This is a genomic window from Vibrio mediterranei, from assembly GCF_900088415.1.
Taxonomy (GTDB): Bacteria; Pseudomonadota; Gammaproteobacteria; order Enterobacterales; family Vibrionaceae; genus Vibrio; species Vibrio mediterranei.
Genome location: NZ_FLLQ01000001.1, coordinates 791222 through 814913, shown reverse-complemented (window position 1 = coordinate 814913; position 23692 = coordinate 791222). Strand labels below are relative to the sequence as shown.

19 protein-coding genes are annotated in these 23692 nt (G+C 44.6%); 6 read left to right on the top strand and 13 right to left on the bottom strand.

Annotation, left to right across the window (positions count from 1 at the left end):
- Positions 1-19 precede the first annotated feature (19 nt).
- Complete coding sequence (locus VME0621_RS03630; protein ID WP_038226342.1) at positions 20-796, bottom strand: sulfite exporter TauE/SafE family protein; 777 nt, start codon at positions 794-796, stop codon at positions 20-22.
- Between the two features lie 198 nt (positions 797-994).
- Between VME0621_RS03630 and VME0621_RS03625 the strand changes: the two genes are divergently transcribed.
- A complete protein-coding gene (locus VME0621_RS03625; protein ID WP_038226344.1) occupies positions 995-1513 on the top strand; it encodes a DUF2058 domain-containing protein in 519 nt (172 codons plus the stop codon).
- Between the two features lie 304 nt (positions 1514-1817).
- Entirely contained in the window at positions 1818-3470 is a 1653-nt protein-coding gene (locus VME0621_RS03620; RefSeq protein ID WP_065311662.1) for an SgrR family transcriptional regulator, read from the top strand.
- 39 nt (positions 3471-3509) lie between these two features.
- Here the strand turns inward: VME0621_RS03620 and speB are convergent, their stop codons facing one another.
- From speB to VME0621_RS03605, 3 genes are all read right to left on the bottom strand, one after another.
- The gene (gene speB, locus VME0621_RS03615) at positions 3510-4436 is read right to left on the bottom strand and encodes an agmatinase (RefSeq protein ID WP_062455761.1); all 927 of its coding nucleotides are present in this window, start codon (positions 4434-4436) and stop codon (positions 3510-3512) included.
- On the bottom strand, positions 4437-6347 hold the full coding sequence (gene speA / locus VME0621_RS03610; RefSeq protein ID WP_038226350.1) for a biosynthetic arginine decarboxylase: 1911 nt from the start codon (positions 6345-6347) through the stop codon (positions 4437-4439).
- Between the two features lie 239 nt (positions 6348-6586).
- On the bottom strand, positions 6587-8371 hold the full coding sequence (locus VME0621_RS03605; RefSeq protein WP_062455759.1) for a sigma-54-dependent Fis family transcriptional regulator: 1785 nt from the start codon (positions 8369-8371) through the stop codon (positions 6587-6589).
- 255 nt (positions 8372-8626) lie between these two features.
- Between VME0621_RS03605 and exaC the strand changes: the two genes are divergently transcribed.
- Both exaC and VME0621_RS03595 read left to right on the top strand, forming a co-directional pair.
- Positions 8627-10147, top strand: coding sequence for an acetaldehyde dehydrogenase ExaC (gene exaC, locus VME0621_RS03600; RefSeq protein WP_006069149.1), 1521 nt, complete (start codon positions 8627-8629; stop codon positions 10145-10147).
- A 146-nt stretch (positions 10148-10293) separates the two neighbouring features.
- The gene (locus VME0621_RS03595; RefSeq protein WP_065311647.1) at positions 10294-11070 is read left to right on the top strand and encodes an AAC(3) family N-acetyltransferase; all 777 of its coding nucleotides are present in this window, start codon (positions 10294-10296) and stop codon (positions 11068-11070) included.
- 37 nt (positions 11071-11107) lie between these two features.
- On the opposite strand, the gene VME0621_RS03590 is transcribed toward VME0621_RS03595, so the two are convergent.
- The 5 genes from VME0621_RS03590 to codB all read right to left on the bottom strand — a co-directional run bounded on the left by VME0621_RS03590 (position 11108) and on the right by codB (position 15442).
- Complete coding sequence (locus tag VME0621_RS03590; protein WP_106008751.1) at positions 11108-11545, bottom strand: hypothetical protein; 438 nt, start codon at positions 11543-11545, stop codon at positions 11108-11110.
- A gap of 50 nt (positions 11546-11595) precedes the next feature.
- Complete coding sequence (locus VME0621_RS03585; protein ID WP_156750257.1) at positions 11596-12117, bottom strand: hypothetical protein; 522 nt, start codon at positions 12115-12117, stop codon at positions 11596-11598.
- Between the two features lie 294 nt (positions 12118-12411).
- Positions 12412-12621 carry a cold-shock protein gene (locus VME0621_RS03580; protein ID WP_006069145.1) on the bottom strand — a complete coding sequence of 70 codons (210 nt, stop codon included), beginning with the start codon at positions 12619-12621 and terminating at the stop codon, positions 12412-12414.
- Between the two features lie 279 nt (positions 12622-12900).
- Positions 12901-14178: a cytosine deaminase gene (locus VME0621_RS03575; RefSeq protein WP_062455746.1), complete on the bottom strand. Its 1278-nt coding sequence runs from the start codon at positions 14176-14178 to the stop codon at positions 12901-12903.
- 19 nt (positions 14179-14197) lie between these two features.
- Positions 14198-15442 (bottom strand): cytosine permease, encoded by a 1245-nt coding sequence (gene codB / locus VME0621_RS03570; RefSeq protein WP_038226363.1) that lies wholly within the window; start codon positions 15440-15442, stop codon positions 14198-14200.
- 424 nt (positions 15443-15866) lie between these two features.
- Between codB and VME0621_RS03565 the strand changes: the two genes are divergently transcribed.
- Entirely contained in the window at positions 15867-16607 is a 741-nt protein-coding gene (locus VME0621_RS03565) for an RNA methyltransferase (RefSeq protein ID WP_038226364.1), read from the top strand.
- Between the two features lie 80 nt (positions 16608-16687).
- Here the strand turns inward: VME0621_RS03565 and fdxA are convergent, their stop codons facing one another.
- A complete protein-coding gene (gene fdxA / locus VME0621_RS03560) occupies positions 16688-17011 on the bottom strand; it encodes a ferredoxin FdxA (protein ID WP_006069141.1) in 324 nt (107 codons plus the stop codon).
- A 221-nt stretch (positions 17012-17232) separates the two neighbouring features.
- On the opposite strand from fdxA, the gene VME0621_RS03555 reads away from it, so the two are divergent.
- Positions 17233-18846, top strand: coding sequence for an NAD(P)/FAD-dependent oxidoreductase (locus tag VME0621_RS03555; protein WP_062455742.1), 1614 nt, complete (start codon positions 17233-17235; stop codon positions 18844-18846).
- Positions 18847-18971: 125 nt separating this feature from the next.
- Here VME0621_RS03555 and gbpA read toward each other — a convergent pair whose 3' ends face one another.
- The 3 genes from gbpA to hutH all read right to left on the bottom strand — a co-directional run bounded on the left by gbpA (position 18972) and on the right by hutH (position 23691).
- Positions 18972-20423, bottom strand: coding sequence for an N-acetylglucosamine-binding protein GbpA (gene gbpA, locus VME0621_RS03550; protein WP_062455739.1), 1452 nt, complete (start codon positions 20421-20423; stop codon positions 18972-18974).
- A gap of 328 nt (positions 20424-20751) precedes the next feature.
- Complete coding sequence (gene trpB, locus VME0621_RS03545; RefSeq protein WP_216360457.1) at positions 20752-21951, bottom strand: tryptophan synthase subunit beta; 1200 nt, start codon at positions 21949-21951, stop codon at positions 20752-20754.
- 207 nt (positions 21952-22158) lie between these two features.
- Positions 22159-23691, bottom strand: coding sequence for a histidine ammonia-lyase (gene hutH, locus VME0621_RS03540; protein WP_062455733.1), 1533 nt, complete (start codon positions 23689-23691; stop codon positions 22159-22161).
- Position 23692 lies beyond the last annotated feature (1 nt).

Sequence of the window (23692 nt, the reverse complement as noted above, 5' to 3'; positions counted from 1 at the left end):
TATTGATTATTCCCACTGGTTATAGATATATGTCGTAGAAAAAGTAGCAGGTGATGGCAATTGAGCTCAGCGCAACAAAGCCACGAACGTAAGATTGGGGTACTTTTCGTGATAAATCAGCAGCAAAGTAACCGCCCGTTAATGTGCCCAGCATGACAGCAATGCCTGATTGCCAATCAATCAATCCGTTGAAGATAAAAAGTACGATGGCAATAGCTGACACACAGGTAGAAATTAGCAGTTTGAGTCCGTTCATTAGATTGATATCGCGATAGCCTGCGACCGCTAAATAACTCAGCCCGATAACCCCTAAACCCGCATTGAAGAATCCGCCAAATACACCTACCCCAATTAGGAACAATGAAAGCATCAGCGATATTAACAAGCCAAGCTTAGCGTGACTGCTCACTTTTTTGAGGTGGTTATTGATGATGTCGCCAAATAAGAACAACAAGGTAGCGACTAAAAGAAGCCACGGCACCGCGGTAACAAACTGTTGCTCAGAGACTTGGATCAAAAGGAAGCTACCAGTAATGCCGCCAAAAAGGCTTAGTACAATGATCTTGGCAAGGTTTGCCCTGTCTCTGACAATTTCACGTCTGAAAGCGTAGGTGCCACTTATATAACCAGCACATGCAGCGAATGTGTTGGTGGCATTGGCAGTAATTGGGGGGACACCAGCAAGAAGTAGGGCAGGGAAAGTAATAAAACTTCCCCCTCCAGCAATGGAGTTGAGAATACCGCCGAGAATACCGGCAACAAATAAGGTGGCTAATTGAGTGATGTCGAGCAGCATAAAATCGTTAATTTTTTGTTATTTTCTAAGCACTAACATATAGCAATCCTGCGTAAGTCTCAAAGTGTTTAAATACCAACGTGATCTCTGATTTGATGTAGGAGATTTTTATTTTGAGATAACAGCGTAGCACTTGCTCTCGCGCGAATTTCTTGGGAACATTAAGGCAATAGGTAAATTGATTCAGGTCTACATCCCATGTCGAAACTAAGCCTACAAGAACAGATGTTGAAAGCTGGCCTTGTAAACGAAAAAAAACTGAAGAAAGCCAAAAAAGGCTCTAAAAAATCTCGTGTTCAAGCGCGTGAAGCAAAAGCAGCTGTTGAAGAGAACAAAGCGGCTCAAAAAGAACGAGATCAAGCGTTAAACAAACAACGTGACGAAGAGAAGTTGAGCAAAGAGATTAAGGCTCAAGTTAAACAATTGGTCACACTAAATGCTATTGAGCAACGTGACGGTGACATTAAATACAATTTCACTGACGGCACGCTTGTGAAGTCTATATATGTGACTCAAGAAGTCAGAGATCAGCTTAGCAAAGGAATACTTTCTATAGCACGACAAGAAGACACTTATACGGTTATTCCAAGTATCGTTGCCAAGAAGATCATGGAACGTGATTCAGAAACTATCATCGAGAATGAATCGAAAGAGGAAGTCCTTGAAGAGGATGATCCATATGCACAGTATGTGGTGCCTGATGACTTGATGTGGTAAATAGGTATTTTCTAGAAGCCTCGATGCTGGCAACAGTATCGAGGCTTTTTTCTATCTGCAAAATGTGAGTTTGCTCTCATGGTATCGGCTTCTCCCTAATCGCTTACAGAACAAGAATGAGTTGAAGAAATATAAACAAAATGCTCAGCAGCTTAGGTTCGGTCGCTTTGGCGGCATAGCGGTAATCTTGGCGTTCGGCCCTTACAGTGTGTGTTGGATAATATACAGGATACATATTGACCTCCGGGTTGAGTGTGTGGTTATTATGTAAACTAATTGACGAACAAAGAATGAAGAGATGATTATGGGAAGTTCACCTTTTTACTCGATAACGCAACTTAGAAGGCTCCAACAGCTCAATCAGCTGTATTCAGTCGGAACCATTCATCCTGTTACGATAGGAGAACTTGCGGAAAATCTGTCGTGTTCCGAACGTAATGTCAGCAAGCTGATGGGCACTTTGATGGAGCGTGGGTGGCTAGATTGGAAAGCAGGGAGAGGGCGAGGTAACTTGTCCAAAGTTACATTACTTGTTGACTTTAAGGCAGTTATCCTAAATCAGCTGAGAGCTTTAGTTGGTGCAGGACAGGTCCAAACAGCGTTTGAATTAGCGGAACATTTTGATTACCAGATTGACTTTAAAGCCAACCTTTCTAATTGGTTACAAGATGCAGAAAGTGAGCTAAGAAAGCAAAATACGTTGATCTATGCGACTCCATTCCCACTTCCTGAATGGCGACCGATGCATGCTCGTTCGTCTCGCTCTATCATGCTACTTGAGGGCGTATTTGATACATTGTTAAGATTTGATACTGTCACTCAGCGTGTCATTCCGCACCTTGCCCACCATTTCAGCTATCAAGATAATCAACTGAGCTTCCGATTAAGAAATGACGTCTTTTTTCATGATAATCAAAGACTAACGGCAGATAGGGTGAAGGACAATCTGTTAATCAGGCATACTTGTGAGCATAGCTACAAAATGCTATTCAGGCATTTAGAGAGCATCACTATTGAGGGACAATGGGTTCACATAAAACTACGTCAACATGACCCTGTATTTGTTCACCTTTTAGCGGACGTCCATTCAGGTATCTTTGATACCGAACAACCAAGTTTTCCTAACGGAACGGGGCCTTACTCTGTTGGTATGTTTAAGACTTTTCACTGGAGTTTTACTAAAAACCACAGATATTTCGCACTCGGTGGCTTGATAGATCAAGTCGAATTTTGGGAAGCGGATTCTTCTCCCACAACTGCCCACTTTCAAGAACTAAGAGAGTTATCACATAGCAATGATGAAGATAGCCAAGTAGCTGAGCAAGATGGTGGTTTAGTACTTCAGTTCATTCATCATAACAACATGTTATCGTCTGAAGAACGACATTGGATCGTGAATCAGTTCAGATCGGTTGAAATGAATATGTGTCAGGCAAACAGCATAATGCGATGTCATCAAAAGGAAGGACTGTACTTCTTTACGACAACATCTGCATTACCTCGAAGACCTGTGGTTATTGAAGTCAGGCACGTACATCGCAGCCTGCTTTTGAAAGTGCTAGAGCAAATCGATGTCGCGTCTGAATCTTGGGTCGTGGTAGATAAAGATGAAGCACATAATTACAGCGTTGATATCTCTTTTGACTGTTATGTGTTTAGTGAGGACCAAGCATTTCAGTACTACGAATGGCTCTTAACTTCTGATGTTTTCCGAAGGTGTCTCTCTGTGGAGAACCAGAAAAACATGACCCGCTTTCTAGATGAGTGGCTAGAAGAGAGTGAAACTAGTGACGACTTCCTATTAAAGATGCACAAAGCTGAAAACTGGCTTATTCAACAGTTCTACTATTGCCCATTATGGCGAGATGACATGATCTTTAAGACGTCACACAACTTATCTGGGGTTGAGATCAATGGTATGGGGGTACCGACGCTGGCGAAAATGTGGTTGGATTAGAAAAGCAGCAAGGCCAGTAAGCCTTGCTGTTTTTTATGTTTAATCTTGAGTCGGTCTACTCGCCCAAACATAAAGCAGCTCTAGCGCTATGGTTGCACCAGCGAGAGCAGTCAGTTCGCTTTGGTCGTAAGGAGGTGAGACTTCTACCACATCCATACCTACCACGTTGATACCAGCCAAAGCGCGGATGATCTTAAGCACTTTATCTGAGTTTAGTCCGCCGCAAACAGGCGTTCCCGTTCCTGGTGCGAAAGCGGGATCCAAGCAGTCGATATCAAACGTGATATATACTGGTTTGTCAGCGATAGTTTCACGGATCTGGCTAACAATTTCGTCAACACTCTGGTCATTCGCTTGCATTGCGTTGATGACTTTAAAACCATGGTCATCGTAATCATACTCAGTACGAATGCCTATTTGGACCGAATGCTTGGCTGAGATTAACCCTTCTTTTGGCGCATGGTAGAACATGGTACCGTGGTCGTAACTACTGCCATTAGCATAAGTGTCTGTATGTGCGTCGAAATGGATTAGCGCTATTTCACCGTGGTGTTTAGCGTATGCGCGCAAGATCGGCAGTGTGATGAAGTGATCACCACCCAATGCAAGCATAGTCTTACCACTCTTTAGAATTTCGCTAGTCGCTGCTTCTAAGCGATAAGTAAAATCTTCTGCGTCACCACAGTCGAAAACTAGGTCGCCAGAGTCGATAACTTTTGTTTTGTCGAATACGTTAAAATCCCAAGGAAACTTCTTTCCTTCCCACGCAAGATTGACTGATGCTCGGCGAATGGCGTCTGGCCCTAAACGAGCGCCAGGGCGACCAGAGGTCGCCATGTCGAGTGGAACACCCAAAACAACCACATCTGCGTCAGTAGAAACTGGATTTTTCACGTATGGACGACGAACAAATGTCATCGCGTTTGAATACAGTGAATAATCAGTTTTAGTAAACAAATCATTCATTTAAAAATCCTCTAAATAGGTATAGCCTGTTAGGCCGTATTCTAATTCTTCTAAAATTAAGGCCTGTTCATCGGCTTCGATGTGTTTCTCAACAAGCTCTTTGTAATTGTTTTTGATCGCTTCTACGTCAATGTGCACGTAACGCATCATATCTTCAACGGTATCGCCAAGGTCGATAGCAGCAAACTCGAAATCGCCATTATCAGTGACGTTAACTACCGCGCTGTGCGTATCGCCAAACAGGTTATGCATATCACCCAAGATCTCTTGGTATGCGCCTACTAGGAAAAAGCCCATTAAGTATGGTTGGTCTTTGTTCCAAGCTGGCACTGGTAGTGTTGACTCAATACCTTGACCATCAACATATTGGTCAACTGCACCATCAGAGTCACATGTGATGTCTAGCATAACAGCACGAGTCTGCTCTTCACTTCCTAAACCAGATAGTGGTAGCACTGGGAATACTTGGTCAATTCCCCAAGCATCAGGAAGCGACTGGAATAGCGAGAAGTTCACGAAGAACTTGTCAGCCAAACGCTCGCTTAGTTCGTCAAGAATCGGTCTGTGGAAACGATTCTTGTTGTCCATTTGTTTATGTAGCTCGCCATAAATGCTTAAGCTTAATTGCTCAACCCAAGCACGCTGATGCAAATCCACGACACCAGAAGTGAAGAGTGTTTGAGCTTCGCTCAGGTCACTTTGAGTATCGTTGTAAATCTCGATAAGTGCACGTGCATCGGTGCCTGCTCTTAGGTTTTGCCAGTTCTGCCACATATTTTGCAGCAGCAGTGGTGCGTCTTCGCTCGGTGCATCAACCGTTTCCACATTATAGCTTTCCGTACCTATTACATTGGTAATCAATACAGCGTGGTGTGCAGTGAGTGAGCGACCAGATTCTGAAATGATCACTGGCGCGCTTTCTTCATAAAGAGCACACACATCACCTACGGTACTTACGATGTTGCGAGCGTACTCCGCCAAGCCGTAGTTCATGGAACTGCTTGATTGGCTACGTGTACCATCGTAATCAACGGCTAGGCCGCCCCCAACGTCGAAGTAAGCAATAGGCACTGACATTTTGCGAAGCTCACAGTAGAAACGTGCAGCCTCGTTCACACCATTGCGTACATCACGGATGTTGGCCATCTGCGAACCTAGATGGAAGTGAACTAACTGAAGCATTTCTAGCTGGTCTTCAGCTTTCAATCTTTCAACGACTTGTAGCACTTGAGACGCTGACAAACCAAATTTCGACTTTTCACCGCCGCTTGCTTGCCACTTACCTGCACCTTGTGATGCTAGGCGAATACGTAAACCGACACGAGGTTTAACGTTTAGTGCTTTTGCTTCCTTAAGAACGATATCCAGCTCGGATAGCTTCTCAAGAACGATGAACACTTTGTGGCCAAGCTTTTCGCCAATCAGTGCAAGACGTACGTATTCTCTGTCTTTGTAGCCATTACAAACAATCACTGAGCTCGCACGTTGAGCCATGGCCAGTACTGCCATTAACTCAGGTTTGCTTCCTGCTTCAAGGCCAAGCTGTTTCGTTTCTGCTTCTGCTTGGCTAGCAAGAATTTGTTCTACTACGTCTTTTTGTTGGTTTACTTTAATTGGGTAAACTAATAGATATTCGTTGTTATATCCGTAATCATTGATCGCTTGGTTAAACGCGTCGCAGATACCATGAACTCGTTGATGGATGATTTGCGGAAAACGCACTAAGGCAGGCAAGGTTAAGCCTTTTTCTTCAAGTGCTTGTGCAATACGAGTTAATGGAACATGGTGTTGACCGTCTTTACGGGGAGAAACAGTTACGTCGCCGCTATCATTGATGCCAAAGAAATTTTGGCTCCAGTGTTGTACGTTGTAGTCGGCGCGGATGCGGTCAAGTTTGGAAGTATTAGTCACGGCATGTCTCACTTATCATGCGCTCAGGCTGGTACTAATCTTTTTCTTTTTCGAATTTTCGCTCGATTTGATGATTGGGAATTAGCGTTAACCTGAAAAATCAAACCTCGTGATGATCTTCCATGATGGTCACGAACAGCTTCTTGAATGCCAATGTTGTGGAGCAGGGTACTCAAGAGTCGTGCGCATTAACGGATATATTGGGTTTAATGTCTAACAAAAGGTTTTTCTCGAAACGATTAGGAAATTTTGTCTATCCCGAGCTTCCTCAATTTTCGATAAACAGTGTTTCTACTCACGCCTAATATTCGCGATGCCAAGCTCACATTTCCGTTTGTTTCTTCGATAGTTTTCAATAGCTTATTGTCAATGGTCGATTGTAAGTCGTTATCTTGTTCGAGAGTAGCAGTTCGTGTAGTGGTGAGCTTACGGATTATGTTTTCTGGAAGATCATCTAGATTGACGATGGGATTATCACATAGAGCGGCGATCAAACGGCAGGTAGAGTGCACTTCTCGAAGGTTTCCCGGCCAATCATACTTAAGCATGAGGTCAATAACGTCATCTGAGAGACGCTGTTTATTGGACTCCTGCGTAAACGTTGACTCAATCAGCTGTTGAGTGTCTTCTCTTTCACGAACGCTTGGTAAAGTGATACTCAGTCCTTCAAGTCGATACCATAGGTCTTCTCTGAACTCCCCTTTAGCGACCATATCAGTCAGGTTCTTGTGGCTAGCAACGATGACGTAGACATCAACAGGATAGCTGCGATTGGCTCCAATGGGTGCAACAATTTTCTCTTGCAGTACATGTAAGAGGCGAGATTGAGCGTTAAGGGGAAGGTCTGCAATTTCGTCGAGAAACAAAATACCGCCATTGGCTTGCCTAAATCGACCTTCGAACCCCTTAGGGTGAGCGCCTGTAAAAGCTCCTGGAGCATAACCAAATAACTCGGACTCAATAAGGTCCTTTGGCAGCGCTCCACAGTTGATAGCAATAAGAGGTCTTTCGGCAAGTGAACTTTGTTTATGCAATGCTTTTACAAATTCATTTTTCCCGGTTCCGGTTTCTCCTGAAATTACCAAGCCGATACGTTTTGACATGACTTTTGTAGCTTGTTGCCAAGCTTTTTCAACACAACTATCTCCTTGGTGTAATGGGCAGCTTGAAGACTCGGCTTTTGATTTACTCTTAGGAAGGTGACGCAGAGGTTTAACAGACTCAACTTGATAATAAAACTGGTCTGTTTTACGGATACGATCAAGTGTCAGTGAGCCAATAACAGACTCAATAGGATCACCCGGTTTAAGCTGATTAGCTAGTACACTGGAGGCAATAGCATTTTGAGCCAGCACTTGCCCATTTTTATCGGTGACAACGATTCCTTGCCAACCACTATTAAGAACAGAACTATCATGACCAAGGCGTATTTTTAATGCTGCATCGGGAATAAAGTTGAGTAGTTCGCTCTCTATGTTTTGGACCATGTTCTGAATAAGTACCCTAGTGGCATCGTTATGGGTTTGATATTCACTGGTCACGTCCAATATAGCAATGAGTTCTCCGGCGGGTGAAAAGATCGGGCTGGCAGTACAACTAATGAAATGATGATGCCTAATAAAGTGTTCTCCACCTATGATGGAGACTGGACGTTTTTCTACCAAGGCTGTTCCTATCGCGTTTGTACCTTTCAGTCCCTCATCCCAAAGCACTCCTTGATCGAGTGCTATTTCCGTGAGTTTCTCGCGAAATCGCTTTTGTCCCCACGTCTTTACTATTGCACCGTTGGTATCCGCTAAGATAAGTCGGCTATCTGTACGAGAAAATATCTGACAAAAAAGTGGGTATGCATGTTTTTCAATGACATTTATTAACGTTTGATGCTTATCGATTCGTTCAGTAACTTCGACGTTACTAAGTCGATGATCTTCGGGCAGATGGCGGCTACTCAAACCAGCTTGAATACTGCGTTTCCAAGAGTCCTTGATCCACGCCTTTTCGTTAGTTGTATGGCTAATTAACATGAGTGTTCCATTTTGTAGCAGTTCACTGTGACATCATGCTACATAACGGAACAACGGCCATTTGAGCATCAACAATAGAAGGACAAATACAAATTACGTTTAAATTATATTAATCATAAATTTACAAAATTATAACATCTCTTTTGTTAGATTGGCGTAATTGTTGCGTTTATCACGATGTCGTATGACACATAAGGCATGACTTTTTTGCATACGACGCTGCTAACATTCGATTAAATAACAAAAGGATAAGCTATGATTTACGCTCAGCCAGGAACGGAAAACGCAGTAGTTAACTACAAGCAACGATATGAAAACTATATTGGTGGAGAGTGGGTAGCACCAGTAAACGGTAAGTATTTCGAAAATACATCTCCAGTTAATGGCAAAGCGTTTTGCGAAGTCCCTCGCTCAGATGCCGATGATATTAGTTTGGCCCTCGATGCTGCCCATGCTGCACGCGAAGCTTGGGGCAAAACTAGTGTGACTGAGCGAGCAAACGTCCTGCTCAAAATCGCTGACACGATAGAGCAACACCTTGAGGAACTGGCTGTCGCAGAGACGTGGGAAAATGGCAAACCTGTGCGTGAAACATTAGCAGCAGACCTTCCTTTAGCCGTGGATCACTTCCGTTATTTCGCTGGTTGTATTCGTGCGCAGGAGGGATCTGCGGCGGATATTGATGCCAACACAGCAAGCTATCATTTCCCAGAACCTGTGGGTGTTGTTGGTCAAATCATTCCATGGAACTTTCCAATGCTGATGGCAGCATGGAAACTGGCGCCAGCATTAGCAGCAGGGTGCTGTGTGGTACTCAAGCCTGCGGAGCAAACGCCAGCATCTATCTTAATGCTTATGGAAAAAATCGGTCACTTGATTCCTGCTGGAGTGGTCAATATTGTCAACGGCTATGGGGCAGAGGCCGGTCAAGCGTTAGCAACTAGCGAGCGTATTAATAAACTAGCGTTTACTGGTTCGACGGAAATTGGCCACCATATATTGAAATGCGCAGCGGAAAGTTTAATACCTTCGACGGTTGAACTTGGAGGTAAGTCTCCGAATGTGTATTTCGAAGATATCTTTGATAAGGATGATGACTTCTTAGATAAGTGCATTGAGGGGACACTATTAGCTTTCTTTAACCAAGGTGAAGTATGTACTTGCCCATCCCGAGTATTGGTTCAAGAGTCTATTTATGACAAATTTATCGCCAAGCTTGAGGAGCGCTCAGCAACCATAAAGCAAGGAAATCCACTGGATGTGACCACGCAAGTCGGTGCTCAAGCGTCACAAGAGCAGTTTGATAAGATCATGAGCTATCTGGAAATAGGCCGTCAAGAAGGTGCAAAAGTGATCATTGGCGGCGACATGAACAAGCAAGAAGGTGACTTACAAGACGGCTATTACATTCAGCCAACCATGCTTGCAGGTAACAACAAAATGCGTGTATTCCAAGAAGAGATTTTTGGCCCTGTTATCGCGATTACCACCTTTAAAGACGAAGCCGATGCCCTGCGAATTGCTAACGATACTGAGTATGGTCTAGGCGCAGGGGTTTGGACTCGTAATGGCAACTTAGCGTATCGCATGGGACGTGAAATTCAAGCAGGACGAGTGTGGGTTAACTGCTACCATGCATATCCAGCACACGCTGCATTTGGTGGTTACAAGAAGTCGGGCATTGGACGAGAAACTCATAAACTGGCTCTCGACCATTATCAAAACACCAAGAATTTGTTGGTGAGTTATTCGACTAGTCCGTTAGGTTTCTTCTAAGGTCTCTAGTTTTTGCTAAGCCGGAGTTTTTTGCTCCGGCTTTTTTCGTCATATCTCTGTAAATTTACCAGAATACACGTCTGGTTAACGGTTATTTACTGCGTTTTTTGTCAGTATCTTTCGAAACAACGAAAACCAACAAAAAAATGATCACGAAACAGAGATTAATTAGCGATTTTCAAGATATCGGCATCAATCCAAATGGAACGTTGCTCGTACATTCCTCCATGAAAGCCATAGGAGACGTTGAGGGTGGGGCTGACACAGTACTGGATGCTTTGAGTGAGTTTATGTCGGAAGGGCTGTTATTGCTACCCACGCACAGTTGGGATAAGCACAATCTTGCTAATGGTATTTACGACCCTAAAACAGAACCCTCTTGCGTCGGTATCCTTGGTGAGATGTTTAGGCAAAGAGAGGGCGTGCTTCGTTCGCTCCATCCTACTCACTCTATGGCCGCGTTGGGGAAAAATGCCGAGCAGTTTATTGCTGGCGAAGAAACATTGACGTCTCCATGCCCTCGACATGGCGCTTGGGGAAAACTCTATGACGTTGATGCGCAGATTCTCTTTCTAGGGTGTCCTTTAACTCGTAACACATACATACATGGTGTGGAGGAGTGGAGTGCGACTCCTAACCGTATCGATTCTGAGTCAGAAGCCATCACGATCATTAAAGGTGATGAGGCTATTGAGACGATTCTGCGTCGCCATAAAAGTCCGTTTGGTAGCATTCATGAAAACTATGACAAGCTTGAGCGTCCATTTGTTAAACAAGGTATCGGCCATTGGGGGACTATTGGCGAGGCAAGATCGTTTTTAGCCAGCGCGAAAGGAATGGCAGATATAGTGCAAGCGTTCTTAAAGCGAAACCAAGATGTCTTTTTGTACGATGACCCGATCCCAGAGTCGTGGTATGAATAAAGTAAAAAGAGCCTACATCTAGGCTCTTATATATTGCTTATCCGTGACTTTCACCGACGATAACGACTTCCCCGGTTTCTTCATCGAGATACGCACCAATCGGTTGAATATCCACAATGTCGAACTCATAACAGGTTCTAGAATCCCAAACGCCAGAACGGTTTAGTTCGTCGCCAGCGAGCTTTCCCGGCTTATTTTTGCTTAGCCATTCATTGGCCACTTCTCGTAACTCCCCAGAATCGGAGGCACTGAAGATACCGCTTTGGTTATAACAAACCAGCATTTTGTTCCTGCTTTCATTATGAGGCACAGGAATACTGTATTGGCTACCATTATCAGAATTATAAATGGCGCTATTTCTTAAGATTAGGTCGTAGTCCGCTTGCAGTTGTCCTGCTTCCACCGCGTTGTAGACGGAACAGCCTGATAATAGTGAAGCGCCAATGACTAGCATTGTTAATTTCAGTGTTTTCATATGTCTTGTTTCGAATGATGACATTACTGTGAGCTTCTAGTTACAAGGTTTTAGAAACGGTATCCGACTAAGAAGCTGATGTTGGCTTTATCCTCGATAGACAGTTCGCCTGCACTGCCAACATCTAGTTTGTCATTTTTGCCGATAGTACCGTGCAGGTTAAGATTGAGGCCGTTTTTGAATTCATATCCAGCACCTAAAAATGGCAGCACTTTACGGTTGCTAAAAGAACCGATCTCACTTGCAACATGGTCGAACTTAAGACTATTAAAGGTGACACCTGCTTTAAGGCTAAGCCCCATGTCAAAGCGATAACCTGAATAGAATGAGAAATTATTGCGTTCTACGGTGCCTAGAGCTATTGCGTTTTTTGATGTTAAATCGGCTACGTTTGAGTTTTGCTCAGCGTGTAGCTGAGTACCCAGTAGAATGTTTGCATAATCAACTTCAAACGCTACCGTAGGTGCATTGCGGTCGTAACCTGCCAAAATGTTAAAATTAACGTCGTCCATACCTGCTGCGATAGTAGAGGAAGAAGCCACGATTAGTGCAGATGCGAGTAGTTTTTTCATTGTCTTTACGATTCCAAAAATGTCAAAAATACAGCTAGAAAATACCAACTGACGAAATCGCATCCCTGCGTGGAAATCCATAAGATTGGATGACTGACTCTCCTGATTTAGAGCCTCGGAGAGACAGCCTATGTCACGGTGAGTGACAGGAGATATCGTAAAGATGATGAGTTTAGTAGCCTAATGTAGCAGTGTTAGAAAAGCGTTGGAAAAGAGAGGTGGGTAGTTATGTTTGCAGATACAAAAAAGGCTTCGATTACTCGAAGCCTTTTAGAAATTCTTTAACTGTCGTTATTATTGAGGAATAACGTTAACAGCTTGAGGACCTTTTTGGCCTTGCTCAACACCAAAAGAAACCGCTTGGCCTTCTTTTAGAGTTTTGAAACCTTCGCCAGAGATAGCGCGGAAGTGAACGAATACGTCTGGACCGTTCTCTTGAGCGATGAAGCCGTAGCCTTTCTCTTCGTTAAACCATTTTACTGTGCCAGTATTTGTGTTAGACATGTTATGTCCCTTACTTTTAAGATTAAAATTTGCCTTTCGGCGATCTCGCTTTGTGTTTCCGTTTATTTAATCAAGCCGTAAATGGGAAAAACGAATGACAAATACCCGCAAGGGAAATTATCTGACAATACTTCTCGTACTCTTTTACTCTTACTTTAAATAACTCTGAACACCAGAGCGCAAGCAGTGTAACACACCTAGCAAAGGATTAAATGAATTTCTTATGAATTAGTTACAAAAAGAGCAAGCCATTCGTGACTTGCTCTTTTGAGATGATGATTAGCGTTTAAACGTAACGTTTTCAGAGGACTCGAGGTGGATTTGAGTCTCGGCTGGCTTCGTTTGAGCGATAATAGAACCGTTACGAATAGAGTAGCTGACGGGTACTTGGCGACGGACAGCGTCAAAGCCATTTTCCGCTGGCAGCAATAGCAAGCTACCTGCTTTGCCCACTTCCAAACCGTGCTTGTTTTGGATATTCAGTGCTTTAGCTGAATTAGTACTGATCAAGTCAAGTGACTGATTGATTTGATCGTAGCCCATCACCTGACATACATGTAGCCCCATGTGCAAGACTTGAAGCATGTTGGCAGTACCCAATGGGTACCAAGGATCAAAAACATCATCATGCCCAAAACAGACGTTGATGTTTGCAGCCAACATTTCTTTTACTCGTGTTACACCGCGACGCTTAGGGTAATCGTCGAAACGACCTTGTAAATGAATGTTAACCAGTGGGTTTGCGACAAAGCTAATGCCTGACATCTTCAGCAGACGGAACAAGCGAGATGCGTACGCGCCGTTATAAGAACCCATTGCGGTGGTGTGACTTGCTGTCACTTTGTCGCCCATTTCATATTTATGAGCGAGCGCCGCAAGAGTTTCCACAAAGCGAGATTGTTCATCATCAATTTCATCGCAGTGAACGTCAATCAAGCGGTCGTATTTACGCGCCAATTCAAAGACGTAATGAAGTGATTCAACGCCGTACTCGCGAGTAAATTCGAAATGTGGAATCGCACCGATAACATCCGCACCAAGCTGTACCGCTTCTTCAAGGAGCTCTTTGCCATTCGGGTAAGACAAAATACCTTCCTGCGGAAAAGCAACGATCTGGATATCAACCCACTGCTTCATTTCTTCACGAACTTCCACCATCGCTTTAAGCGCGGTTAGTGTTGGGTCAGACACATCAACGTGAGTACGAACGTGCTGAATACCGTTGGCAATCTGCCACTTTAAAGTTTGTTTGGCACGCTGCTTAACGTCTTCAATAGACAGGAGTGCTTTGCGTTCTGCCCAACGTTCAATCCCTTCAAACAAGGTTCCCGAGATGTTCCAACTAGGCTCTCCGGCAGTTTGAGTCGTATCTAAATGAATGTGAGGTTCACAAAATGGCGCTGTCGCCAGATGACCGGTCGCGTCAATGTGTTTGTCCGCAGTCAGCGTTTTTGAGCCAGCAGGTTCAATCGCCTTGAAAACGCCGTCTTCAATCAAAAGGTCATAAAGACCTTCTTTCATATTGATTGAAGCATTTTGAATGAGCAAAGATGACATAACACAAAATTCCTAATTATTAAGCGTCTGCTTGTTTAAGTTGCGCCGCTTTCTTGTTGATAAGGCGGTCTAATATGACGTAGCTGATGGCACCGCCAAGTACAGCATTAACTGGTACTACACCTGGTAGAAAATTACCTGCTGCTACGCCAAGACCTACTGCAATGATACCTGCCCAGTTCACAGTTTGGAATTTCGCAGTTTCAAAATTTGCGTAACGTTTTCTGTTTGTAATGAAATCCGCGATGATTACGCCGCCGATAGGTGGGATAGCAAGCGATAGGAAGGTTAACCAACCAACAAAATTGTTATAGAGCCAAAGGGCACATAGTGTGCCAACCAGACCATTCGCCATAGACAGATACTTACTTGGCAAGCCTGTCACGTTCGAGAAGCCAAGACCTGATGCGTAAAGTGCGTTGTCATTAGTCGTCCAAATGTTCAGACCTAGTACGATGATGGCTGGAAGCAATAGACCTTGAGCAATCATCACTTCAGAGATATCGGATTGTCCCGTCACCGATGCGCCTGCTGCACCAAAGATGAACATCAGTGAGTTACCGATAAAGAAAGCCACCATTGTAATGAATACAGCACCTTTTGGATTACGACCGAAACGAACAAAGTCCGCCGTTAGTGTACCAGCGCTTACGAATGAGCCAACGACCATTGCTAGTGCAATTGAGAAATCAAGAGGTTCTGCAGGTTGAATCTTTTGAAGTTCACCAATACCGCCCACGCTGTCGACCGCAGTCAAAACAGAATAACCACCAAGGAGGGCAATAGCAGGAACGGCGATAGCAGACAGTACCATTAACGCAGAAATACCGAAGTAGACCGTTGCCGTCATCAACAAGCCGCTAACAATGATTAGCGTATTGGTATCGATACCTGTCGCTTTCTGTACGGGGATGGCAAACATAGCCACACCGACTCCAAACCAACCTACTTGAGTGCCGCCAAGAAGGACAGAAGGAAGCCAAGAGCCTTTAGAGCCAAAAGAGAAACGAGCTAGGAGGTGAGTAGAGAGGCCAGTGGAAGAGCCGATGTAACCAAGAAAAGAAGTGTAAATACCGAGGATGAGGTTACCAATGAGAACAGCGAGGAAGAAATCATTAAAGGAGAGACCAGTACCGAGTGAACCACCTGTCCACATACTTGCGGAGAAGAAAGTCAGTCCTAACATCACCATGGTTAATGAAGCGACTCCCTTTCTAGCCGATTGTGGAACCGGACCTAGACTGTAGTTGTTATCCGCAGACATCTCTTACCTCACAATTATCTAAATTTAAATACACCATTTACCAGATTTTAGGCAAACGGCGCGTATTATGGTGATGTAAATGTGAGAGTCAAGAGGCGAATTGTCGTATTTTTACAGCTAGCCAAGTGATATTGATATTTAGCATAATAAAATCATTTAGTTAGGTGTTTTGTTATGACGGTGATTATTTTGTAGTTATTTTGTATTGGCAGGTGGCAACCGTTTGCTGAGGCTCTTTAGTGTGCGTTTTTATAAACTTTGTTATCAAATTGGTTCATAACGTCGATAAGTGCAACTTTATGGCTATTGCCCAATGTTCTCAGAAACGCCAAGGTTTTAGAAATGGCGCTAGGCAACGTTTTGCTACTCGCATCAGATTCTCAATTAAGTATATAATGCCCGCGCTTTCATCTGGGGTATGACTATGATTTCCAAAAACCAATTAAAACTTCTTCGTGCATTAAGTCAAAAGAAACAGCGTAAAGCACATGGCTTATTTCTCGTAGAAGGTGAGAAGAACGTGTTAGAGCTATTGGAGACATCCATGGTGATAAAACATGTCTTTGCCACCAGTGAATTTTTAGCAAGCAATCGAGAAGCGTTGCAACGTGTTGAATGTATCGAAGCATCACTTGAGGAACTGACTAAAGCCAGTTCTCTTGTGAGTAACAATGCGGCAGTGGCCGTCGTAGTGATCCCTCAAATGGAAATACCAGCGGCTAAGGGGATGATGATCGCCCTAGATGGGGTCTCTGATCCGGGTAATTTGGGCACCATTATTCGAATCGCCGATTGGTATGGTATCAAACATATCGTGGCCAGTACCGATTGTGCAGATCCGTATAATCCTAAGACCATCCGAGCTACGATGGGTAGCTTTGGGCGTGTTCAAGTAACGCTTTTGGATCTTCCTAGCTACCTAGAGCAAGCGTCACTACCGGTATATGGCGCGTTCTTAGAAGGCGAAAATGTGCATAAGATGACCTTTTCTCCAGAGGGTATCTTGCTAATGGGTAGTGAGTCTCACGGTGTCCGCCCTGACGCTGCACAGTATGTGACAGATAAAATTACCATTCCAGCATTTGGTGGTGCCGAATCACTGAATGTAGCTATGGCAACGGGGATTATTCTCGATAACTTTCGTCGTCAACATAGTGAAGTTTAACTGCCTTTGCAGAATACGACTAGAACTAAAAAGGGCGCAATATCTTATTGATATTGCGCCCTTTTGGGGTGTTTATGGTGCTATTTTTCAAGCATACCTAACTTGTTTGGCACGCCATTCCATTTCTCTGCTTCATCCATAGCAGGTTTGACTTCGGTGATATTGGGCCAGACTTCTGCTAATTCAGCGTTCAACTCAATAAATACTTGCTGGTCTTCCGTCAGCTCGTCTTCTTGGAAAATCGCTTGAGCGTCACACTCAGGCACACAAAGTCCACAGTCAATGCAGTCGATAGGGCTAATGACCATAAAGTTTGGGCCTTCGTAGAATGCGTCAGCAGGGCACACCGCGACACAATCGGTATATTTGCATTGGATACAGTTATCAGTGACGACAAAAGCCATGGTTATCAACTCTTAATTTGCCAAATTTGTGGAGGGGCGATAATACTCATTCGCCAACAAAATTCAATATTAGAAGCAGGTTATTCGTGTATCTAACTCCTGCCTAAAGTGAATTAAGTATGACAGACAAAACAAGTTAACGTAAAATGCGCGCCATTGTGAGCTTATCGGTCCCCAAGTTGACCGATTAGGCTAAGACACCGACTAGGCGAGACCCCTCCATGATACGTTTAACTGAAATTAAACTTCCTCTTGACCACGAAGAAGGCGCAATCTCTGCTGCCATTCTTAAAAAACTCGGCATTTCTGCTGAGCAGATGATGTCATTCAATGTGTTCAAGCGTGGCTATGATGCGCGTAAGAAGACCAAGATTCTCCTTATCTACACTCTAGATGTAGAAGTGCAGAATGAAGCATTACTGCTAGAGAAATTTACCGATGATCCGCACGTCAAAGTCACTCCGGATATGGAGTACAAATTCGTTGCTAAAGCTCCAGCTGATAACACTGAGCGTCCTGTCGTTATTGGATTTGGCCCTTGCGGTCTATTTGCTGGCCTTGTGTTGGCACAAATGGGCTTTAATCCGATCATCGTTGAACGTGGTAAGGAAGTTCGTGAACGTACCAAGGATACTTTTGGTTTTTGGCGTAAGCGTACACTGAACCCAGAGTCGAATGTACAGTTTGGTGAAGGTGGTGCGGGGACGTTCTCAGATGGCAAACTCTATAGCCAAGTCAAAGATCCAAAGCACTATGGTCGTAAAGTCATCGAAGAGTTTGTAGCTGCTGGTGCACCAGAAGAAATTCTTTACGTGAGTAAGCCACATATTGGTACGTTTAAACTTGTGACCATGATTGAGAAAATGCGTGCGAAAATCATCGAACTAGGTGGTGAAATTCGTTTTAGTACTCGCGTTGATGATATTCACATGGAAGACGGGCAAATCACTGGCTTGACACTGTCAAATGGCGAAGAAATCAAATCACGCCACGTGGTACTAGCGGTAGGTCACAGTGCTCGTGATACGTTTGAAATGCTGCATGAACGTGGTGTATATATGGAAGCTAAACCTTTCTCTGTGGGTTTCCGTGTTGAACACAGACAATCAGTGATTGATGAAGCGCGTTTTGGTCCTAATGCTGGTAACCCAATCCTTGGCGCGGCTGATTATAAACTGGTGCATCACTGCAAAAATGGTCGCACAGTATATAGTTTCTGTATGTGCCCAGGCGGAACCGTTGTTGCGGCGACTTCTGAAGAAGGTCGCGTAGTGACTAACGGAATGAGCCAATACTCTCGTGCTGAGCGCAACGCTAACAGTGCAATTGTAGTCGGTATTTCACCTGATCAAGACTACCCAGGTGATCCATTAGCAGGTATTCGATTCCAACGTGAATTAGAGAGTAATGCTTATCTGCTAGGTGGTGAGAATTACGATGCACCAGCTCAGAAAATTGGTGACTTCTTAAAAGGTAATGACCCAAGTGCTTTAGGTGAGGTAGAACCGTCATTCACACCGGGCATCAAGCTAACCGATCTCTCTAAAGCACTACCTGATTTTGCTATTGAAGCAATCAGAGAAGCGATTCCTGCGTTTGATAAAAAGATCAAAGGCTTCGCTGGTGCAGATGGCCTGTTAACTGGTGTTGAAACTCGTACTTCATCGCCTGTTTGCATCAAACGCGGTAAAGACTATCAAAGTGTTAATCTTAAAGGCTTCTTCCCCGCAGGTGAAGGTGCAGGTTACGCTGGTGGTATTCTGTCGGCAGGTATAGATGGTATCAAAGTGGCAGAAGCGCTTGCTCTGTCTATGGTTGGTGAACAGCAAAACTAAATGCTGGACCGATGAATTATAAAGCCCATTAACTAGAGGTTAATGGGTTTTTTTATTGGCCACTCAAAAGAGTGAAAACAAGAAAGGCAACACCCATAGGGGAAGGTGCTACCTTAGAGGTAAGATTAATTCAGTTTGTTCCAAGCCGATGTCCAGTGGCTACCGACGCCAGGTTCAAACTGGGTTGCTGTTGGTGACCATTGAACACAGTAACCGGAGTTCGGGAATGGTTTGCACTGATAAATGTGACCATCTTTAGCGAGGACTTTAGTGCCTTCTGTGTACTGTGACAGACCATCAGGGAAAACGAAGTCATAGTCGCCGGGGACGGTTTGTTCTACCAACATAAAGTCCTGCGTCGTTTGGTCGACAAGATTGCCTTTATCGTCTCTTACGCGTGTCACTAACATATGGTGGCCAGCTTCAGATTTAGAGAGCGTTAGGGTTACATTCTGGTTTTCACCATCCGCTAAGCTAAGTTCCTGACTCGCTAGAGATTCTTGTGCGTGGTTGTAAACATTCATGCTTACGTCCACGCTACCTGTAGCTGCGACGTTCAGTGCAAGTTCAATTGGTGTTTCACCGATTTGATACTCTGGATCCAGTCCCGTTACGTCTGCACCGATTGAAGGTGGAGGTGTCACAATATCATAGCCAATTTCAACGCGATCTAAGCCGCTATTATCTGCCACATACACGGTGTTGCTACCATAAACTGGTGAGATATTGCCGTTACTATCTTGCTGTCCAGCTTTGATATCAGTGTGTTCATGATTGATTTGTGTCGCGAGAGCGTGAGACCACTGATTTGCCTGTCCTTGTTGCTCTGAAGTAATGGTAATACTGGTAGAAAGGTTTGGTAGCTCACCGTTAGAATCAAAGACGCGAGTGAAAACGGAGTCGCCAACCTTCAAATCCATCGTTGGATTGATTGTACCTGCTTGAGACCAGCCTGGGATGCCAGGATTATCACCATTAAACTGTACGTCAATAACATTATAGAAAGCAGCGGCAGTATCACCCACATCCCACACCGCTAGTACGATTTGATAGCCTTCCCGTTCAGGGACATTACACTGGTGGCTCATTAATTTTGGTGGCTTCTGCATATTGCCTTCTACCACACAAAATGGATTCAGATCGAACGAATCTCTCGTTAAGGCTTGGTTCGGATTCCAGGTCGGCTTGGTAATGTAATACTTCCAATCTTTAGTGACGTGATTGGCTGTAAATGTCCACTCAAAAGTCTGCATACCTGATTGAATAGGGCGCTTTACCCAACGGTCAGACGTCTGCTCGTTAAGAGGAGAAAACTGCGTTAGGCCTGCACTTGCGATTTGGCCGTCAGGAGGACCAGCTTGAGGAAAGCCCTCAGGACCTTCAACACTTTGGGGTTCCCACTGGACGGAGCCACAATTTACGTTCTTTTCTCCAGTGTCGGCTGGATACTTACATAACGTTGCACGAGCTTCTGCAACACCGCTTTCAACCGCTGAAACGTATCCGTGGCTGTATGCTAACGGGCTAGCAACTAAACCAAGTGCCGCCATTGAAAGCAAGACTCTTGTCTGTTTCATACCAATACCTTCTCTTAATCAGTTTCTAATGCGTATTAACACGCAAGTGGAAGTCTTTATTCTTATGGTCACTCGCATCCGGCAAGTGATAGAAAGTAATTTAGAGTGGAAAAATAAGTGTGGCGAATGGTTTGCCTTATTTATGGAATCAAACTCAATAAATCGGCGAGGTTGGCATTAAAATGACATATTCTAGATGATTATTCTAAAATACTGGTCTAGCGTTGGTTTTAATGTTGATTTTATCAATGAGTGAGAATGTTAATTCTGCCTGATTAGAGACTCAATCAGGCAGAACTCGTTATGGTATGTTGTGGTCTTTTACGGCCTACAGCAGCGATTCAATACCGAAGTCTTGCCCATAATGCTCAACAACAAAATCGATATCTTTGTCGCCTCTACCAGATAGGTTGAGAAGAATAGACCCCTTTTCCCCCTCTTTTGCCAATTTCAGTGCGTACGCAACGGCGTGGGCCGATTCAATGGCTGGAATAATGCCTTCCAAACGGGATAGCTCAAAAAAAGCATCAATGGCTTCTTTGTCATTAATATAGCCGTAACTCACGCGACCAGTATCTTTGAGGTAGGCGTGTTGAGGCCCCACCGATGGATAGTCGAGACCACTTGCTACTGAGTATACTTCTTGAGGCTCGCCTTCTCCGTCTTTTAGCATGTATGATTTGAACCCGTGCATAACGCCAGGCTCACCAAGTGTTAGCGTCGCAGCATGTTCACCTTCGGTATGCAAATCGCGCCCTGATGGTTCGACCCCGTGGATTTTAACCTCTTCATCATTCAAAAACGCGCTAAACAGACCCATTGCATTAGAGCCTCCACCAACACATGCTACGAGATTATTGGGCAGTTCACCTGTCATTTCTTGGAACTGAACGCGGGCTTCGTTACCGATAATCGATTGGAAGTCTCGTACCATTGCAGGGAATGGATGGGGACCGACAACCGAGCCAATGGCGTATAACTGAGTATGCGGGTCCGCTAAGTAGGCTTCAAATGCAGCATCTACCGCTTCCTTCAACGTTTTTCTACCGTGAGTTGCAGGAATAACATTAGCACCTAGAATTCGCATTCTCACCACATTTGGGTGCTCTTTTGCGATATCGACTTCGCCCATATAGATATCACACTCTAGACCCACTAAAGCCGCCGCTGTGGCAAGGGCGACGCCGTGCTGTCCAGCCCCAGTTTCCGCGATGAGCTTTTTCTTACCAAGCTTTTTTGCAAGCAGTGCTTCGCCCAAACAGTGATTAATTTTGTGTGCACCAGTGTGGTTTAAATCTTCCCGTTTGAGATAAATAGGTGCGCCGTATTTTTCAGAAAGATTTTGAGCGTGGAAGATTGGACTAGGGCGACCTACAAAGTGTTTATATAGGCGTGCAAGCTCGGCTCTGAAATCTGGATCTTGGCGGCATGAGTCGTAAGCTGCGCTGATTTCATCCATGATTTCTTGTAGCTGAGGAGGGATAAAACTACCGCCGTATTCGCCAAAATAGCCCTCATCGTTGGGCATAGGGTGGTTAAACGTATTTTCCATGTCTTTTGTGCCTCGTTGTTCTTTTATTAAGCACATTTGTTATAACGCAATTTGATGCATGTACACATAGGCTCATTTTAAACTTGTGACTGCCAACATGTCGTCCGGTTATTTTATTGGTAAATATTTGCGTCCAACAAAAAAGAGCCAGCAGTATGCTGGCTCTTTTTTAAATCCATAAAATCAGAGGCTTGGAAGTATATTCTCAGGCATCAGTGCGTTATGAAGTGCGAGCTTGATAATCTCATTTGCCTTAGCGATATCCGGGGCGAAGTAGCGGTCCTTATCGTAGAACGGCACCGCCTCACGCAAGATTTGTTTACCTTGCTCTACTCGTGGTGAGGACTTCAGTGGTGCCCTGAAGTCCAACCCTTGTGCCGCCGCTAAGTATTCCACTGCCAAGATACCACGCGTATTTTCTGACATATCTTTTAAGCGACGAGCTGCAAAGGTTGCCATAGAAACGTGGTCTTCTTGGTTAGCCGAAGTTGGCAAGCTATCAACTGAGGCTGGGTGAGCAAGGGTTTTATTTTCACTTGCTAATGCTGCTGAAGTTACTTGCGCAATCATAAAGCCTGAGTTGACGCCGCCGTTGTCGACGAGGAAAGGAGGTAACTTACTCAGGGCACTATCAATGAGCAATGCCATTCGGCGCTCTGAAAGACTGCCAATTTCTGCGATCGCTAGCGCTAAGCCATCTGCCGCCATTGCGACAGGTTCAGCATGGAAGTTACCACCGGAAATAATATCGCCGTCATCAGCAAACACTAATGGGTTGTCAGAAACAGAGTTGGCTTCCACTTGAAGTGATTCTGCGGCGTTACGAATTTGTTGTAGACATGCCCCCATCACCTGAGGCTGACAACGCAGCGAATACGGATCTTGTACCTTCTCGCATGCTTGGTGAGAATCACCCACTTCACTACTGCCTTCCAATAGGTGGCGATAGGCTAGAGCTGCATCCATTTGTGCACGATGTCCCCTTACTCGATGGATGCGCGGGTCAAATGGACGACGACTACCCAGTGCGGCTTCTACTGACATTGCGCCGCATAGTGTTGCTGATGCGAACAGGTCTTCCGCTAAGAACAGACCTTCTAAAGCAAACGCCGTCGAGGCTTGCGTGCCGTTTAGTAGTGCTAGCCCTTCTTTTGGTGCTAGCGTGATTGGTTCAAGCCCAGCAATTTGCAAAGCCTCTAGACCACTAATGATTTTCCCGTTATGTCTCGCTTCACCTTCACCGAGTAAGATTGTGCTCATGTGAGCGAGTGGGGCTAAGTCACCTGATGCACCAACAGAACCTTTTTGAGGAACGCATGGGTAAACTTGCGAATTAACCAGTTCAATCAAGGCTTGAATCACTTTAAGTCGAATGCCTGAATAGCCGCGTGCAAGACTGTTGATCTTTAGCACCATCATCAGACGAACAGTTTCGTCACTCATTAGCTCACCAATACCGGCGGAGTGTGACAACACGATACTCTTTTGCAGGATCTCGAGATCTTCTGGCTCGATGCGTGTATTGGCTAACAATCCAAAGCCAGTATTGATGCCATAGACCGTACGATCTTCGGCGATAACTTGCTCTACAATTCGAGTGCTGGCATCAATGTCTTCAACCGCTGAAGGATGCAAAGATAAGCTCACAGGAGAACGGCTGAGTTGGCGTAGTTGCCCTAACGTTAGCTGACCTGGCTCAAGAACTAATTTCAACATG